We start from the raw sequence: 17761 nt of genomic DNA, 5'->3' as shown, positions 1-17761 counted from the left end.
TAAGAAACAACATGAAGATTTTGATTATAGAAGATGAACCGGAATTAAGAAATGTCGTGCAAAATTTTCTTGAAGCAGAACATTTCATTGTAGAATATGCTGAAAATTATCAATCAGGTTTAGAAAAGATTATCTCTTATGAATATGACTGTATTCTTTTGGATATCATGCTTCCGGACGGAAACGGGATGGATCTTCTGAAGGAAATTAAAAATATACACAAAAAAGATCCTGTAATTATTCTGTCTGCGAAAGATTCGGTAGACGATAAGGTAAACGGATTGGAAATTGGGGCAGACGATTATCTCGCAAAACCTTTCCATCTGGCGGAATTGATGGCAAGAATTAAATCTGTCATCAGAAGAAAAAATCAGGATGGTGAAAATACAATCAGCTACAAAAATATTCATATAGATCCGGAAAGCAGAATCGTGAAGATTGATAATAATGAATTGATTCTTAATCGAAAAGAATATGATCTTCTCTATTATTTTGTTGTAAATCCGGAGAAAACGTTACAAAAAACCATGCTTGCAGAAGCGATTTGGGGAGATTATATCGATCAAGCAGATAGTTTGGATTTTATTTATTCTCAGATAAAAAATCTTCGTAAAAAATTGAAAACATTCAATTCAAAAGCAGATTTTCAGGCTGTTTATGGGATTGGTTATAAATTTATTTAATGAAAATTTCTCTAAAATATTATACCATAAAATATCTGATTGCAATCTTATTGTTGATCATTGCTGTTTGGGCGGCATTGTTTTACGCTTATATTTTAGATGAAGTATATGATAATGTAGATGATGGTTTAAAAAACAGGAAAATACAAATTATTAAAGCGGTTTATCTTGATGAAAATCTGCTAAAGAATAATGAATTTGGCTTTAATGAATTTAAAATAAACCCAATTTCTGCATCACAATATAAAGATAAAAACAATCTGTATAATAAAATGTATTATATGGAATATGATGACGAAGAACAACCCTATCGGGTTCTTAAAACAGATTTTATCGACCAGTTTGGAAAACATCAGCAATTGATCATCAGAACGTCTACAGTAGAGGAGGATGAGTTGGTATATGACCTTACAACAGCGTTGATTGTTCTGTACCTTCTGTTGGTCGTAAGTATTGTTGCTGTTAACGGATTTTTGCTTCATAAGGCGATGAGACCGTTTTATTTAATTCTTGATAAGCTTAAAAAATATCAGTTTGGTGTTACTTCTTCTCAAGAACCTCAAAATTATTCCATCAAAGAATTTGAGGAATTGAATATTGAAATTAATGAAATGATCGAGCGAAACGAACTCGTTTTTCATCAGCAGAAACAGTTTATAGAAAATGCTTCTCACGAACTGCAAACACCATTAGCAATTGTGATTAATAAAATAGATCTCTCGATTCAGAACAATGAGTTGGATAAGAAGAATCTCAACTTTTTGAATGAGGTAAAAAATGATCTCCGAAGAATGGCAGGATTGAATAAATCGTTATTAATGCTTTCTAAGATTGAAAATAATCAGTTTAATAAAATATCTAATGTCAATTTTAATCTGATGATTAATGATTTGGTGAAAAGCTATGAAGATTTTATTGAATACAAAAAGATCGACGTGAATGTTGTAGAAAAAGAAGTTTTTGAAGCAACTTTTGATCCCGATTTAGCCAATATTCTTTTATCCAATCTGCTTAAAAATGCGGTAAAATATAACAAGCAAAACGGAATCATTACCATTATCACAGAAAAAGAAAGACTGATATTTCAAAATACGGGTTCCGGAATTCCTTTAGATAAATCTCAGATTTTTAACCGTTTTTACAAGCAGGGTTCAGATCATGGATCTACAGGTTTGGGATTGGCCATTATTAAAACGATCATAAAACAATATCCGCGGTGGAATATTGCGTATGAGTTTAGTGATAGGATGCATTGTTTTATTCTTTTGAAAAATTAATACTCAATTAAAATTACAAAAAACAAAAGCCTTTCAAATCGAAAGGCTTTCTTATATTAAAAAAAGTTAGAATTAAATTCCCAAACTTTCTCTTACTCTTTTAATAGTTTGTGTAGCGATAACTCTTGTTTTTCCTGCTCCTTCCTGAAGTTTTGCTTCCAATTCTTCAAGATTATTCATGTAATAAGAAAACAACTCTCTTTCTTTCTCGAATTTTACAAGAATTAAGTCCAAAAGCTCTTTTTTAGCATGACCATAACCAAAGTTTCCTGCTAAATATTTAGCTCTTAACTCTTCTGTCTGTTCAGGCGTTGCAATAAGCTCATAGATCGCGAATGTCTTATCTGTAGAAGGATCTTTAGGCTCTTCCAAAGATTTAGAATCGCTTTCAATGCTCATTACCTGCTTTTTCAATTCCTTTTCAGGTAAGAAAATATTGATGATATTTCCTCTGGATTTAGACATTTTTTGTCCATCAACTCCGGGAACATATTTTGTGCTTTCCTGAAGCTCAGCTTGAGGTAAAACCAAAACCTCGCCCATCTGATTATTGAATCTGGAAGCTACGTCACGCGCAATTTCCAAATGCTGAAGCTGGTCTTTTCCTACAGGTACGATTTCCGCATCATACAATAAAATATCTGCAGCCATCAAAATAGGATACGTAAACAAACCTGCATTTACATCCTGCAATCGGTCTGCTTTATCTTTAAACGAATGCGCCAAAGTAAGTCTCTGATAAGGAAAAAAACATGATAAATGCCAAGAAAGTTCACAGGTTTCAGGGATGTCGCTCTGTCTGTAAAAAAATGTTTTTTCGGTATCTAATCCACAAGCAAGCCAAGCCGCAGCGATCTCGTAGGTGTTCTGTTTAAGCTCTTTAGCATCTTTAATCTGGGTAAGCGAATGTAGATTCGCGATGAATAAAAATGACTCATTTCCTTCCTGTTTCGATAGTTCTATCGCAGGAATAATTGCACCCAACAAGTTTCCAAGGTGTGGTGTTCCGGTGGCTTGAATGCCGGTAAGAATTCTTGACATTGTTTAAAATTTATATTTAAAAATTAATGAATTGCAAATTTAATTATTTTCCCACTGATTGCACGGATTTTCACAGATGATTGTGCTTTATCTTTATTTAAACGCAAAGATTTTATTTCTAAACCGATTACTTTTAGAAGGCAAAGGCAAATAAATTTGCTGCGCGAAGCTTAAAACAAACCTTCATCAAATCAACTTGTTGATTCTTCTTTGCTCACTCGAAACTGTTTATTATCAAATAAAAACTTTGCGTCAAAAAATTACTTCTAAAAAATAAAAGATTGTGTAAATTTCTCCCACAGATTACACAAATTTTCACAGATGATTGTGTCAGACTTTGAAAATTATGAAAAGTAGCGTATCAATAGGAGCGGACTTTAGTCCGTTTTCAAAAAAGAGTTATAAAATTGGCTTTAGCCAAAACTTAAAAACAGAGCTTAATCAAATCATTTGTTGATTCCTCTTTGCTCCTTTAAGTTTAAAATTCACAAAATAAAACTTTGCGTCAAAAAAATCAGCTCAATCAGCAAGAAAAAATTAAGGAATCAAAATCTTATCTCCCCCAAACTTAGGTTCAATCCCAAAAATAAGATCCCAATACGCTTTTGCTTTAGCAAGATATTCTCTCATATTGGTTTTAAAACCTGCATATTTATTCACATCTTTTGCATTATATCCGAAAGCTTCCATTCCGATTTGTTTGGCTAAAAACACCGCTCTTTCGTTATGAAATTTTTGTGAAACGATAACCAGTTTTGTCTGTCCGAAAATCTCTTTAGCTCTCACAACAGAATCCAGCGTTCTGAAACCTGCAAAATCAAGAAATATCTTATCCTTAGGAATTCCGTATTCCATTAAAGCAAGCTGCATATCTTCAGGTTCATTATAATCTTTTTGACTGTTATCGCCGCTTACAATAATATACTGAATTTTTCCGCTTTTGTATAAATCTGCAGTCGCCTGAATTCTGTTAAAAAAATAAGCATTGGGTTGACCGTTATTTAGCGTTTTACTTGTTCCTAAAAGCAGAGCGGTTTTCGTTTCGGGAACATCTGCAATATTGTAGGAAACATAGGCTTCCGTACTTTTTTTAATACTGTAATTTGACCAGGCAATAAAAATAATTCCTGCAACGAGAAGAAGCAGGAAAATTTTAAAAATATTTTTAATTAATTTTTTCATCGTGTGTAAAAGTCTTTAAAATTCCAGACCGTTCGGGAAAGCTTTTTTTCTGAAAATCAATAATAAAGCGGCACCTACTGTAATCGCCGAATCTGCAACGTTGAAAATGTATTTAAAAAATTCAATATGTTTTCCTCCTATTAAAGGCCAACTTGAAGGCACATTCCAGTCTACCAATGGGAAATGCAGCATATCAACCACGCAACCTCTCATGAAAGTAGAATAACCGTGGCCAAATCCTACGACTTTAGAAATTCCGCCATAGCCGATCCATCGGTCGATACTTTCATCATAAACGGTTCCGCTGTCGAAAATTAATCCGTAGAACATTCCGTCAATCAAATTTCCGATAGCTCCTGCAAAAATCATTGCCATCGGGATCAAAAGATAATTGGATTCTCCTTTCTGAAGCCATTTTTTAAATAAATAAATCATTCCTCCGATCAGAATAACTCTTACCAAGACAAGAGAATATTTGCCGATAACTCCACCAAAATGAAGTCCGTAAGCCATTCCCGGGTTTTCTACAAAAGTAAGCTTGAAGCCCGGTAAAATAGAAATACTGTCGTCTAAGTTGAAATGCGTTTTTATGTAAATTTTTGAAGCTTGATCAATTAATAAAATAAGAAAGGTTACAAATAATATCTTTTTCATTACAGGTTCGTCTTTGGTTTGTCTTTAAAGTTTTTCCCGGTATTTTCTTTTTTAATAGGAGCTGTTCGTGGCTCGAAAGTTTGAGTTTTTGCTCCTCTTGTATGAAATTTTTCGTAACGAATTCCCATATCTTTCATCACGCTTTTCAGTGCGTTCAGCTCCATTTGATTCTTTGGGTGTACAATTAATGCCTCCATCTTTATTCTAATTTATTTTTTATTTTTTGGACAATTCATCCAATCTTTTTCGGTCCCGCGCAGATAAATCATTGATCCCGTTTTTGCCCATTTTGCTTAGAAGCTCGTCAATCTCTTTTTCCCTGTCCCGTTTATCAGAATTAAACTTATCATCCATCGTGTAATTTCGTTGTTTATCAGGAAAGAATCTGTTCTTAATCCGGTCTCTGTTGAAAAACGCTAAAACAGCGGCAATAATAATGCCTAAAAATAATAATTCCGTCATGGGTATACATTACAAATTAGGTTTATAAAGTATTTCATGAAATACGATATAAACCCAAATTTATTTTAACTAACCTAATTGGTTATTTCTGCATATTTTTCGCTTCGATGCTTAGTGTAGCATGAGGAACGGCCAACAATCTTTCCTTAGGGATCAGTTTTCCGGTTACTCTGCAAACTCCGTACGTTTTATTTTCAATTCTTATAAGAGCATTTCTAAGATCGCGTACGAATTTTTCCTGTCTTCCTGCTAAAATAGAATTCTGTTCTTTGCTCAACGTTTCTGCACCTTCCTCAAATGCTTTGAATGTAGGTGAGGTATCATCAGTCCCATTATTCTGGTCGTTGATAAAACTCTCTCTGATCAGTTGTAAATCTTTTTCAGCTTTCTCTATTTTTTCCTTAATGATCGCTTTAAACTCTTGTAAATCAGCATCACTGTATCTTACTCTTTCGTCTGACATGTTCGTTTCTCTTTTTTAATAAAATTATGAAATGGAATTTAAAAAACAATAACTATATGTTAATTTTTTTCAACATTTATCTTAAAATTAACCTCATCTATTTCGATTTCGTTAAAATTTGAAAGTGAAGATACAATTTCTATTTTATTTGACAAGACCTCCGATGAAATATATTCTTCATTTTTCTGAATATCACTCAGGAAAGGAGCGTTTTCTTCCAAGAAAATATTGATTCTGTCTGTCAAATCGAAATCCTTCTCTTTTCGCAGGTTCTGAACTCTGTTGATGAATTCTCTTGCGATACCTTCAGATTTTAATTCATCTGTGAGTGTCAAATCTAATGCCACAGTTGTTTTTCCGTCGGAAGTTACCGTCCATCCCGGAATATCTTTAGTTGAAATTTCAACATCATCAAGCGTAATTTCGTACCCTTGAATGTCTAATTTTCCTTCTTTTTCTAAACCTGAAATTTGCTCTGCAGTAAGATTTGAAATTTCTCCTCCAACTGTTTTCATATCTTTTCCAAGTCTTGAACCTAGTGTTTTGAAATTCGGTTTTATCTGTTTTACAATTAAATGAGATGCTTCTTCCGCATTGATTAATTGCAATTCTTTAACATTTACTTCTTGTTTAATTAATTCTGCAACCGCCGAGATTTGTTCTTCTACTTTAGAATCCAAAACAGGAATTAAAACTTTCTGTAACGGTTGACGAACTTTTATGTTTTCTTTCTTTCTCAGTGAGAAAACCATACTTGTAATACTCTGAGCCAAGTGCGTTTTTTCAACCAGATCTTCATCGATCAAGCTTTCATCAGCAATCGGGAAATCTGTCAGGTGAATAGATTCACTGTTTTCCTTTCCTGTTACCTTATTAAGATCCTGATACAATTGATCCATAAAGAACGGAGCGATTGGTGCAGATAATTTTGCTACAGTTTCAAGACAAGTATATAAAGTCTGGTAAGCAGAGATTTTATCTTCCGAATAATCTCCTTTCCAAAAACGTCTTCTGCATAATCTTACGTACCAGTTACTTAAGTTATCGTTCACAAATGTGTTGATTGCTCTTGCGACTCTTGTCGGTTCGTAATCTTCGTAGAATGCTTTTACTTCCTTGATTAATAAATTTAATTCAGACAAAATCCATCTGTCGATTTCAGGTCTGTTTTCAACCTCTTTTTCAGAATAATTAAATCCGTCAACATTGGCGTACAAAGCAAAGAATGAATAGGTGTTGTACAATGTTCCGAAGAATTTTCTTCTAACTTCATCAATTCCTTCGCTGTCAAATTTTAGGTTTTCCCAAGGATTTGCATTCGAAACCATGTACCAACGCGTTGCATCCGGTCCATAATTAGCTAAAGTTTCAAAAGGGTCAACTGCATTTCCTTTGGATTTTGACATTTTCACCCCGTTTTTATCCAAAACAAGACCGTTACTCATTACATTTTTATAAGCAACTGAGTCAAAAACTGCCGTTCCGATCGCATGAAGTGTGTAGAACCAACCACGAGTCTGGTCAACTCCTTCCGCAATGAAATCTGCTGGGAATGCTTTATGAGTATCAATTAATTCTTTATTCTCAAAAGGATAATGCAACTGCGCATAAGGCATCGAACCTGAATCGAACCAAACGTCGATCAAGTCACTCTCACGGTTCATTTCTCTTCCTGAAGCCGAAACTAAAACAATTTTATCAACGATATTTTTGTGCAGATCAACCAAAGAATAATTTTCTTCAGACATATTTCCGATCTCAAAATCTTTGAATGGATTTTCTGTCATGAATCCTGCTTCGATAGATTTTTCGATCTCGTTGTACAATTCTTCTACAGAACCGATGATGATTTCTTCTTTCAAATCTTCAGTTCTCCAGATTGGCAACGGGATTCCCCAATATCTTGAACGGGAAAGGTTCCAGTCGTTTACATTTTCCAACCAATTGCCGAAACGTCCTTCTCCGGTAGATTTTGGTTTCCAGTTGATTCCTTTGTTTAATTCAACCAATCTGTCTTTTACAGCAGTCATTTTAACGAACCAAGAATCCAACGGATAATATAACAACGGCTCATCAGTTCTCCAGCTGTGTGGATAACTGTGAACGTATTTTTCAACTTTAAAAGCTTTATTTTCTTCTTTTAAACGGATAGCAATTTCAACATCGACAGACTTTTCAGGGGCTGTTCCTGCATCATAATATTCATTTTTTACATATTTACCGGCAAAATCTCCCATGTGAGCCGTAAATTTCCCTTGTAAATTCACCAAAGGAATAGGATTTCCGTTTTCATTTAAAACCAGCATCGGCGGAACTTCAGGAGTAGCTTCTTTTGCTACTTTCGCATCATCAGCTCCAAAAGTCGGCGCTGTATGAACGATACCTGTTCCGTCTTCTGTCGTAACGAAGTCTCCTGAAATTACTCTGAAAGCATTTTCCGGATTTTGGTAAGGTAAAGCATAAGGCAATAATTGCTCATATTTAATTCCAACCAAATCAGAACCTTTGAATTCTGCTAGAATTTTGAAAGGAATTACTTTGCTTTCTGAAGTATAATTGACGAAATCTTCATCTGTTCCTTCACTGAATTTCTTTCCAAATTGTTTTCCAACCAAAGGTTTAGCCAAAACAATATTAATCGGCTCAAAAGTATATTGATTGAAAGTTTTTACTAAAACATAATCGATTTTTGGTCCTACAGTCAAAGCCGTGTTAGAAGGCAACGTCCAAGGAGTTGTCGTCCACGCTAAGAAATGTACATCTCCAAAACCTTGTAAAAATGAAGGTAATGTTTCCGGTAATGTCTTGAACTGCGCAACAATTGTTGTATCGGAAACGTCACGGTAAGCTCCGGGTTGGTTAACTTCGTGTGAAGAAAGTCCTGTTCCTGCTTTTGGAGAATAAGGCTGAATTGTGTAACCTTTGTATAATAATCCTTTATCATACAATTGCTTCAGCAACCACCAAACCGTTTCCATATATTTTGACTTATACGTGATATACGGATCTTCAAGATCTACCCAATATCCGATTTTCTCGGTAAGGTTGTTCCAAACATCGGTGTAACGCATTACCGCTTCACGACATGCCTGATTGTAATCTTCAATAGAAATTTTTTTGCCAATATCTTCTTTAGTGATTCCTAATTCTTTTTCTACGCCTAGCTCCACAGGAAGTCCGTGTGTATCCCAACCCGCTTTACGGAAAACCTGTTTCCCGTTTTGAGTCTGATAACGACAGAAGATATCCTTTAATGCTCTAGCCATAACGTGGTGAATTCCGGGCATACCGTTTGCTGAAGGCGGACCTTCATAAAAAACAAACTCAGGTTTCCCCTCACGAATCTCAACACTCTTATTGAAGGTTTTATTTTGTTTCCAAAATTCCGCTACATTCTCTGCTACGTCAATAAGGTTGAGGTTTTTGTATTCTTTAAATTGGCTCATTGTAATATATCAATATCGTTGATTAATTAAGTTGGCAAATTTACTAAAATTTGTCGGTTTATAATATATGTTTTATTTTGAGATTTTGTATTAAAAAGTTCTGTTTCAGAAATATATATGTTTGAATGATTTTCTCCCACAGATTTCACGGATTTTCACAGATGATTGCGCATATTATTAAGCGCAAAGTTTAATTATATTTTAAACGAAAACATCTGTGAAAATCCGTGAAATCTGTGGGAAATAAAAATAAAATTGAGTAACTTTAAATAACACCTAAAACCATTTGTATGAAATTCTTTTCACGATTACTATTCATTGTTTGCTTTCTTATCGGAATGATAACACAAGCTCAAAATAATTATCCACAGAATTATTTTCGAAACCCTTTAAATATTCCGATTAATCTTGCTGCTAATTTCGGAGCGGTTCGTTCCAATCATTTTCACATGGGATTGGATATTCGAACCAACAGTCAGGAAAACTTACCCGTAGTTGCAGCTGCAGATGGTTACGTAAGCCGAATAAAAGTGGAAAGATATGGTTTCGGGAATGCGGTTTATGTCACTCATTCGAATGGTTACACTACACTTTACGCTCATTTAAATAAATATTTCGATAAGCTCGATGAATTTGTAAAAGAAAAACAATACAAAGACGAAAAATGGGAACAGGATATTACGTTTTCACCGAATCAGTTTCCTGTGACGAAAGGCGAACCAATTGCGTTGAGCGGAAATACAGGAGGTTCTGCAGGTCCGCATTTACATTTTGAAATCAGGGATACAAAAACAGAAGAATGTATCAATCCGTTGCTTTTTGGTTTTGATATTCCAGATAATATTGCACCAATTATCAGTGGATTGTATTGGTACGACCGACGTTTCAGTACGTATGAACCCGGAGCGAAGGGAATTGCTGTGAAAAAAGCAGGAAACGTTTATACATCTAATGTTATTCAGGTGAATTCTCCGTCAATTAGTTTTGCGATAAAAGCGGTGGATAAAGCCAATAAAGGTTTTAATCTGGGAATTTATGATGCAGAATTATTGATGGATGGCAAATTGGTTTACAGTTTTAAAATTGATAAAATACATTATGACGATACGCGTTACATTAACGGTTGTGTCGATTATACAAAGTTTGTCAAAGATAAAATGAGCATTCAGCATTTATCAACGTTGCCGGGAATGAAATTACAAAATTACAGTTCAGGCTCCGATGGGATTATCAATCTTCAGGATAACGAGATTCATACTATTGAAATTATTTTAAAAGATGTCAACGGAAACACAAGCCGATTGACAACAAAAGTTCAGTTCAATAAAGAGTCAGATAAAATTTCATCGAATGATAAAACAGTAAAACCAAACGAAGCAAAAACGATTAAAACAGAGAATGCAGAAATTAATTTGAGTAAAAATGCAATGTATGATGCCGTGAATTTTAATATGTATGAAAAACCCGATACTGAAGCGGTTTCAAATGCTATTGTTTTAAATAATCCATACATTCCGATTCATGATTTTTATACTTTAAAAATTAAGACCAACAGAAAATTATCCAACGAAGAAAAAGATAAAACCGTTATAGAACTCAATTACGGAAGCGATAAAAATATCATCAAACCAAAATGGAGTGGCGATTGGGCAGAAGGACAATTCAACAGATCAGGAACAACACGATTGTTATTGGATAATACTTTGCCTTCTGTTTCTCCAAACTGGAAAGAAGGAGTAATGGTAACCGCAAATTCATTAAGGCTAAAAGGAACAACAAAAATCGGTGACGTTGAATCGTTCCGTGCAGAATTGGATGGAAAATGGCTTCGTTTTTCTCGCGTAAAAGATGATTTTGTTTATGTTTTCGATGAGAAATGCCCGAAAGATTCTGGTTTGCATACATTGAAAGTGATAACAGTCAATAGTGCTGGAAATGCAAACACGCAGACTTTTACTTTTCAGAGATAATTTTATTTAAACACAAATGACACAAATATTTCCACAAATAAACACAAAAGTAAAAACACAATCATCTATGAAAATTTATGTAATATGTGGGAGAAATATTTTTAACGCAAAGTTTTAATTTTATTGATAATTAAATTCAAGTGAGCAAAGAAGAATCAACAAGTTGATTTGATGAAGCTGTATTTTCAAGCTTCGCGCAGCAAATTTATTTGCCTTTGCCTTCTAAAATCAATAGTATGAATAAATTAATCTTTGCGTTTAAATTAAACACAAATACCACAAATATTTCCACAAATAATCACGAAGTAAAAACACAGTCATCTGTGAAAATTTGTGTAATCTGTGGGAGATTTTTTTTAAAGCAAAGTTTTAATTTAATAAACAATTTCAAGTGAGCCAAGAAGAATCAACAAGTTGATTTGATGAAGCTGTATTTTCAAGCTTCGCGCAGCAAAGTTATTTGCCTTTGCCTTCTAAAATCAATAGTATGAATAAATTAATCTTTGCGTTTAATTAAACACAAATAGCACGAATATTTACACAAATAATCACGAATTAAAACACACTCATCTGTGAAAATTTGTGTAATCTGTGGGAGAAATTTTTAATAACCCGATCTTTTAATTTTAATTAAATAAATTTGTCCTTTAAAAATAAAGCCATTGGAATTCTATCCATCAATCGAAAAATCAGATATTCAGGAAATAAAAAAGTTTCAGGAGCAAAAACTTCAGGAGCTTTTAACGTATCTTGAAAACAATTCACCTTTTTATCAGAAATTATTTAAGGAAAACAAAATCAATATTACTGATATTCAGACGTTGGAAGATTTGCAGAAAATCCCGACGACAACCAAGAATGATATTCAGCAGAATAATGATGATTTTTTCTGCATCACTCCCGATAAAATTGTCGATTACAGCACAACTTCAGGAACGTTGGGCGATCCCGTAACTTTCGGATTATCCGACAACGACCTTGAAAGGTTGGCTTACAACGAAGCAATTTCTTTTGTGTGTGCAGGAGTTCAGAAAGGAGATGTCGTACAGATGATTACAACCATTGATAAAAGATTTATGGCTGGTTTAGCTTATTTTTTAGGGTTGAGAAAAATGGGCGCAAGTGTTGTCAGAATGGGTCCTGGAATTCCCGAATTGCAGTGGGATTCTATTTTTAGATATAAACCAAAATATCTGATCACGGTTCCATCGTTTTTGTTGAAAATGATCGATTATGCCGAAAAACATGGAGTAGATTATAAAAATTCCAGTGTTTATGGGGCAGTTTGTATTGGTGAAAGCATCAAAAATCAGGATTTTACAGATAATATTTTGTCTCAAAAGATCAAAGAAAAGTGGGATATTAAATTATTCTCAACCTATGCTTCCACAGAAATGAGCACGGCTTTTACGGAATGCGAACATCAAATCGGAGGACATCAACATCCGGAATTAATCATCACAGAAATTCTTGATGACAATGGAAACCTTGTTCAGGAAGGCGAAAGCGGGGAATTAACGATTACAACGTTGGGCGTTGAAGCGCTTCCTTTGTTAAGATTCAAAACGGGAGATATTGTAAAAGCACATTACGAACCTTGTGAATGCGGAAGAAATACAATGAGGTTGGGTCCTGTTGTCGGGCGAAAACAGCAGATGATAAAATATAAAGGAACGACTTTGTATCCGCCTGCAATGAATGATATTTTAAATGATTTTAATAATATTTTGTGCTATCAGATCGTTATTCAGTCGAATGAAATCGGGTTGGATGAAATTATCATTAAAATAAGTACAGACAGCGATTCTGAAAATTTTGTAAGTGAAGTAAGAGACCATTTTCGTGCAAAATTAAGAGTAAGTCCGAAAATTGAGATCGTTGATTTTGATGTTTTGTCTAAAGTTGTCTTTAATCCTAACAGCAGAAAACCGATTACATTTATAGATTTAAGATAAAAAGCAAACACAAATGACAATGAAAAAAACATTATTTCTATTCTTAATAACTCTTTCGACATGCTTAATGGCTCAAAGGGTAAAGGTAATTTCAGGAGATTATAATTTTTTGAAAGGTGAGAAATTTTTAAAAGTTGTTTTCAAATTTGAAGGAGTAACTTTTGCCAAGAAAAAAATCACAGAAGATCAATATATTGCCGAAAGAATGGAAGATATTGAGAAAACAGACGGAAAAGAAGAAGCGGAAAAATGGAAAAAAGATTGGGAATATTCTAAAGACAAAACTTTTCAGGATAAATTTCTGGCTTCATGGAATAAAAATACTAAAATCGAAGCTTCCACAAATTTTGAAAAAACAAAATATACACTAATTGTAGAGCCAACTTGGATTTTTCAAGGATGGTTTGCCGGAATAATGAATGATCCTGCTCTGTTGAATACACGAATGAGTTTTGTAGAAACAGATAATCCAAGCCATGTCTTAATGGTAGTTGAAGGAATAAAAGCAACAGGCGACAACGTCATCGGAATTCCTAATAACAACGACAGGATTGCAGAATGTTATGCGAAAACTTCAAAAATGCTTGCCCTGAAAGTTGATCATTACGTTAATAAAAAATAAACAAAAACGGTCTGAAAATCTCAGACCATTTTTTATGATTGTATTTTTTCTGTTTTAATAAATTCTGCGAGATTCTTGATCGCGGTATCGTGTATTCTCACAAATGTATTTTTTTTATCCCAAACATAACCTGCTAGAACAGCGCAAATTTTTCTTTTAACATCAGGATTTTCGGGTTGATGGAAAAATAATTCCTGAAGATTTCCGGTGTACCATTCTTTTACATACGTCGTGAAAACATCAACACCGTATAAAATATAATCGGCGAATTCTGTTTGCCAGTCAACCTTTTCACCGTTCAGTTGTCTTATTGCCAATTTCGCGGCCGTCATTCCGCCTTCCGTTGCAAAAGCCATTCCCGATGAGAAAACCGGATCTAAGAATTCCGAAGCATTTCCCGTTAACGCAAATCCGTCTCCGAATAATTGTTTAACCGAACAAGAATAGTCTTTCAAATGTTTTGGTTCAAAAAGGAAATCTACATCTCCGAAACGTTTTACATAATAATCAGAAAGTGAAATCGCTTTTTTCAACGCTTCCATTGTGTCTCCGTTTTCAGATAATTTATCGATATATTCAGTCGGACCGACAATTCCTACACTCGTGTTTCCATTAGAAAAAGGAATTACCCAAAGCCAGACTTCAGTTTCTATAATATCAAAAGAAATCAATGTTCCTTCCGTGCCTTCTTCTCTGTTACTATCTTTTACATGAGAAAAAATGGCAGAATGTGGAGATAGTTTTGAAGGTTTTTCTAAATCTAAAAGACGAGGCAAAACTCTTCCGTAACCACTGGAATCGATCACGAATTTGGCATGAATTTCCTTCGTTTCGCCGTTTTTGTTTTTTACGGTGGTGATAGAATCTGTTCCGTTAAATTCAATACCGATCACTTCAGTTTCAAATTCAAGGTCTATTCCTTTATTAATAACTTCTTGAGCAAGAGCATTATCAAAATCAGCTCTCGGAAACCTGCCACGTCCAGTCCCATCCTTCTCCGAATTTGTTACTAAAATCAAAAATGCAGACTTCGTTGCCACGTAAAAAACGAGCTCCCAATTTCTTTTCAAAGCCCATTTTATCCAAAGCGGGGAAAAGTCCTGCCTCGTCAAAATGGTCCATTACTCTTGGAATCAAGCTTTCGCCTACAACCAGTCTTGGAAATTTTGTCTTTTCAACAACTTTTACGTTGATATTGTTCTTCTTTAAGTATGAAGAAGATACGCAACCCGACGGTCCGGCGCCGATTACGAGAACATCAACAAATTCTTTGCTCATCTTTGATTTTTTATTTTAATAATAACTTCTATCTTTGCCGCAAAATTAATGACAATTAATTAATAATTACAAAATTATCTATTATTACTTTTAATTAATGAAAATAAATAACTTTTTAGAACTGAGTGACTTTAAAAAAATCATCATTGAGAATGAAAAAATAGAACTGGATGAAACACTTCTTGCCAGAGTGGATAAAAGTTTTCATTTCTTAAAGGATTTTTCCAAAAATAAAGTAATATATGGTGTGAATACCGGTTTCGGACCGATGGCACAGTTCAAAATCAGTGATGAAGACACGCATCAATTACAATATAATTTAATAAGAAGCCATTCTTCAGGAATCGGAAATCCGCTTCCTCCGACAGAAGTGAAAGCTTGTATGTTGGCAAGATTGAATACCTTATCTCTAGGAAATTCGGGAGTTCATCATTCTGTAATTAATTTACTTAAAGAATTAATAAACAGAGATATTACACCGTTGATCTTCGAACACGGAGGTGTGGGTGCGAGTGGTGATTTGGTTCAGTTGGCGCATTTGGCTTTGGTCTTAATTGGCGAAGGCGAAGTTTTCTATAAAGGAGAAAGAAAATCGACAAAGGAAGTTTTCGAAATCGAAGGTTTAGAACCCATTCAAGTTGAAATTCGTGAAGGGTTGGCTTTAATGAACGGAACTTCTGTGATGTCAGGAATTGGCATTGTTAATGCATACAAAGCCAATCAATTAACTGATATTTCCATAAAATTATCTTGTGCAATTAATGAAATTGTTCAGGCGTACGACGATCATTTATCGGAAGCTTTGAACGGAACGAAATTGCACACGGGTCAGCAAAAAATCGCCGCAAGAATGCGCGAACATTTGTCTGACAGTCAATTGATCAGAAAAAGAGCAGACCATTTATATACTCATTTTGAGGAACAAGAAAAGGTCTTCAAAGAAAAAGTTCAGGAATATTATTCTTTAAGATGTGTTCCGCAGATTTTAGGACCTGTTTTAGATACGTTGGAATACACGGAGAAAGTGTTGGAAAACGAAATCAATTCAGCGAATGATAATCCGATCATAGATGTTGAAAATCAGCACGTTTACCACGGTGGGAACTTCCACGGAGATTATATTTCTCTGGAAATGGATAAGTTGAAAATCGTTGTTACTAAATTAACAATGCTTGCCGAAAGACAATTAAACTATTTGTTGAATGCTAAAATCAACGAAATCTTGCCTCCTTTTGTAAATTTAGGTAAATTAGGTTTCAATTTCGGGATGCAGGGTGTTCAGTTTACGGCAACTTCCACAACGGCGGAAAGTCAGATGTTATCAAACCCGATGTATGTTCACAGCATACCTAATAATAATGATAATCAGGATATTGTAAGCATGGGAACGAATGCTGCAGTAATTTGCAGAAAGGTAATCGACAATGCTTTTGAAGTGTTGGCGATTGAAGCGATCACGATTATTCAGGCGATTGAATATCTTGATTTTAAAGATAAAGTCTCATCATCAACAAAAGAATTGTACGATGAAATAAGAAAGATCATTCCTGCGTTCTCAGATGATATGGTAATGTATCCGTATTTGGAGAAAGTAAAACAATATCTTAAAAATACAAAATAAATGAAAAAAGGGCTGATTTTGTTTCTGTTAGCTTTAGGACAAATATTTTTTGCCCAGGAATTAGCTTTGGTAAAAGAAAAGTCGAAAATCGGATATATTGATAAATCCGGAAACTACGTTATTGAACCAAGTTTCGACACCGCAAAAAGTTTTTCGGACGGTTTAGCGGCTGTGAAAATAAGGCAACTTTGGGGATTCATCGGGAAAGACGGTAAAATGGTTATCGAGCCTTCTTTTACCAACGTAAAAGAATTCAATGACGGAATTTGCATCGTCGAAAAAGACGGAGCATGGATGTACATCAATAAAAAAGGTGAAAAACTGACAATGCCTTCTTCGGAAAAGCTCTATGATTTTAATAATGGGTTGGCTTTCATGAAAATCAATGATAAAATCGGAGCATTCAATACCAATGGCAAAGTTGTGATTCGTGAGGAATATGACATCATCAAACCTTTTCAAAATGGTTTTGCAAGAGCTTCTAAAGATACCCGTTGGGGAATTATTGATTCAAAAGGAAATGTAATTGTTCCTTTTGAATATGGTGATATCGGAGAATATGCAGATGGAACAACTTGGGCTAAGAAAGGAAGCTTATACGGAATTATTGACGGAAAAGAGTTTAAAATCATGGATGAGGTTGATCGAATCTGGGATTTTGAAGGTCAGTTAATGACTTACGCCCGAAAAAATAATAAAGTAGGATTTGTAGATAAAACAGGAAACTGGATTATTGAACCAAAATTTGATAAGGCAAGAAGTTTTAATCAAAATTTGGCTCCGGTTGCAGTAGGCAGTAAGTGGGGATATATTGATACAACAGGAAATTTTGTCGTAGAACCAATGTACAGCGATGCTGAAGTTTTCAGCGATGATAATCTTGCTCCGGTAAGAGGAAAAGGTTGGGGATTTATCGATAAGACCGGGAAATTAGTTATTCCGATGGGATACGAGATCTCGTCAAGCTTCGGTTTCGGACAGAAAAATAAAGGCTTTAATCAAGGTGTTTCCAGAATAAAGAAAGGTGGAAAATGGGGATTTGTTGATACATCTGGAAATCTATTAGGAGATAAATGGTTCTACAATGCCGAACTTTTTCAAAATTAA

At 34.5% G+C, this 17761-nt stretch carries 14 protein-coding genes and 1 pseudogene; 7 read left to right on the top strand and 8 right to left on the bottom strand.

From position 1 onward, the window contains the following. Positions 1 to 11 precede the first annotated feature (11 nt). Positions 12 to 683, top strand: coding sequence for a response regulator transcription factor (locus J3D55_RS00345; protein ID WP_259127171.1), 672 nt, complete (start codon positions 12 to 14; stop codon positions 681 to 683). Beyond that, entirely contained in the window at positions 683 to 1960 is a 1278-nt protein-coding gene (locus J3D55_RS00340; RefSeq protein ID WP_259127170.1) for a sensor histidine kinase, read from the top strand. Before J3D55_RS00345 ends, J3D55_RS00340 begins: the two co-directional genes overlap by 1 nt. Positions 1961 to 2032: 72 nt before the next feature. Here the strand turns inward: J3D55_RS00340 and trpS are convergent, their stop codons facing one another. The 7 genes from trpS to ileS form a co-directional block, all read right to left on the bottom strand. Then, positions 2033 to 3001 carry a tryptophan--tRNA ligase gene (gene trpS, locus J3D55_RS00335; RefSeq protein ID WP_259127169.1) on the bottom strand — a complete coding sequence of 323 codons (969 nt, stop codon included), beginning with the start codon at positions 2999 to 3001 and terminating at the stop codon, positions 2033 to 2035. Positions 3002 to 3538: 537 nt separating this feature from the next. Continuing rightward, positions 3539 to 4183: a SanA/YdcF family protein gene (locus tag J3D55_RS00330; protein WP_259127168.1), complete on the bottom strand. Its 645-nt coding sequence runs from the start codon at positions 4181 to 4183 to the stop codon at positions 3539 to 3541. Between the two features lie 15 nt (positions 4184 to 4198). Further along, a complete protein-coding gene (locus tag J3D55_RS00325) occupies positions 4199 to 4837 on the bottom strand; it encodes a lipoprotein signal peptidase (RefSeq protein ID WP_259127167.1) in 639 nt (212 codons plus the stop codon). Then, a complete protein-coding gene (locus tag J3D55_RS00320; RefSeq protein ID WP_259127165.1) occupies positions 4837 to 5034 on the bottom strand; it encodes a DUF2683 family protein in 198 nt (65 codons plus the stop codon). Before J3D55_RS00320 ends, J3D55_RS00325 begins: the two co-directional genes overlap by 1 nt. A 19-nt stretch (positions 5035 to 5053) precedes the next feature. Then, a complete protein-coding gene (locus J3D55_RS00315; RefSeq protein ID WP_259127163.1) occupies positions 5054 to 5299 on the bottom strand; it encodes a DUF6576 domain-containing protein in 246 nt (81 codons plus the stop codon). Positions 5300 to 5381: 82 nt separating this feature from the next. Then, positions 5382 to 5762, bottom strand: a complete 381-nt coding sequence (locus tag J3D55_RS00310; RefSeq protein WP_259127161.1) for a TraR/DksA family transcriptional regulator — start codon at positions 5760 to 5762, stop codon at positions 5382 to 5384. Positions 5763 to 5821: 59 nt separating this feature from the next. Further along, positions 5822 to 9208 carry an isoleucine--tRNA ligase gene (gene ileS / locus J3D55_RS00305; RefSeq protein WP_259127160.1) on the bottom strand — a complete coding sequence of 1129 codons (3387 nt, stop codon included), beginning with the start codon at positions 9206 to 9208 and terminating at the stop codon, positions 5822 to 5824. 290 nt (positions 9209 to 9498) lie between these two features. Between ileS and J3D55_RS00300 the strand changes: the two genes are divergently transcribed. The 3 genes from J3D55_RS00300 (at position 9499) to J3D55_RS00290 (ending at position 13755) form a co-directional block, all read left to right on the top strand. Then, complete coding sequence (locus tag J3D55_RS00300; RefSeq protein WP_259127158.1) at positions 9499 to 11178, top strand: M23 family metallopeptidase; 1680 nt, start codon at positions 9499 to 9501, stop codon at positions 11176 to 11178. Between the two features lie 662 nt (positions 11179 to 11840). Beyond that, on the top strand, positions 11841 to 13133 hold the full coding sequence (gene flxY, locus J3D55_RS00295) for a flexirubin biosynthesis putative acyl-CoA ligase FlxY (RefSeq protein WP_259127155.1): 1293 nt from the start codon (positions 11841 to 11843) through the stop codon (positions 13131 to 13133). Positions 13134 to 13152: 19 nt separating this feature from the next. Beyond that, entirely contained in the window at positions 13153 to 13755 is a 603-nt protein-coding gene (locus J3D55_RS00290) for a hypothetical protein (RefSeq protein WP_259127153.1), read from the top strand. Between the two features lie 32 nt (positions 13756 to 13787). On the opposite strand, the pseudogene J3D55_RS00285 reads toward J3D55_RS00290, so the two are convergent. Continuing rightward, positions 13788 to 15033: pseudogene (locus J3D55_RS00285) on the bottom strand (NAD(P)/FAD-dependent oxidoreductase). Between the two features lie 97 nt (positions 15034 to 15130). Between J3D55_RS00285 and flxA the strand changes: the two are divergent. Both flxA and J3D55_RS00275 read left to right on the top strand, forming a co-directional pair. Continuing rightward, positions 15131 to 16654 (top strand): flexirubin biosynthesis tyrosine ammonia-lyase FlxA, encoded by a 1524-nt coding sequence (gene flxA / locus J3D55_RS00280; protein ID WP_259127150.1) that lies wholly within the window; start codon positions 15131 to 15133, stop codon positions 16652 to 16654. Beyond that, positions 16655 to 17761, top strand: a complete 1107-nt coding sequence (locus J3D55_RS00275) for a WG repeat-containing protein (protein WP_259127149.1) — start codon at positions 16655 to 16657, stop codon at positions 17759 to 17761.

The sequence above is a fragment of the Chryseobacterium ginsenosidimutans genome (genome assembly GCF_024807225.1).
Taxonomy (GTDB): Bacteria; Bacteroidota; Bacteroidia; order Flavobacteriales; family Weeksellaceae; genus Chryseobacterium; species Chryseobacterium ginsenosidimutans.
The sequence above is the reverse complement of the archived record's forward strand: the minus strand, read 5'-3'. Positions and strand labels throughout refer to the sequence as shown.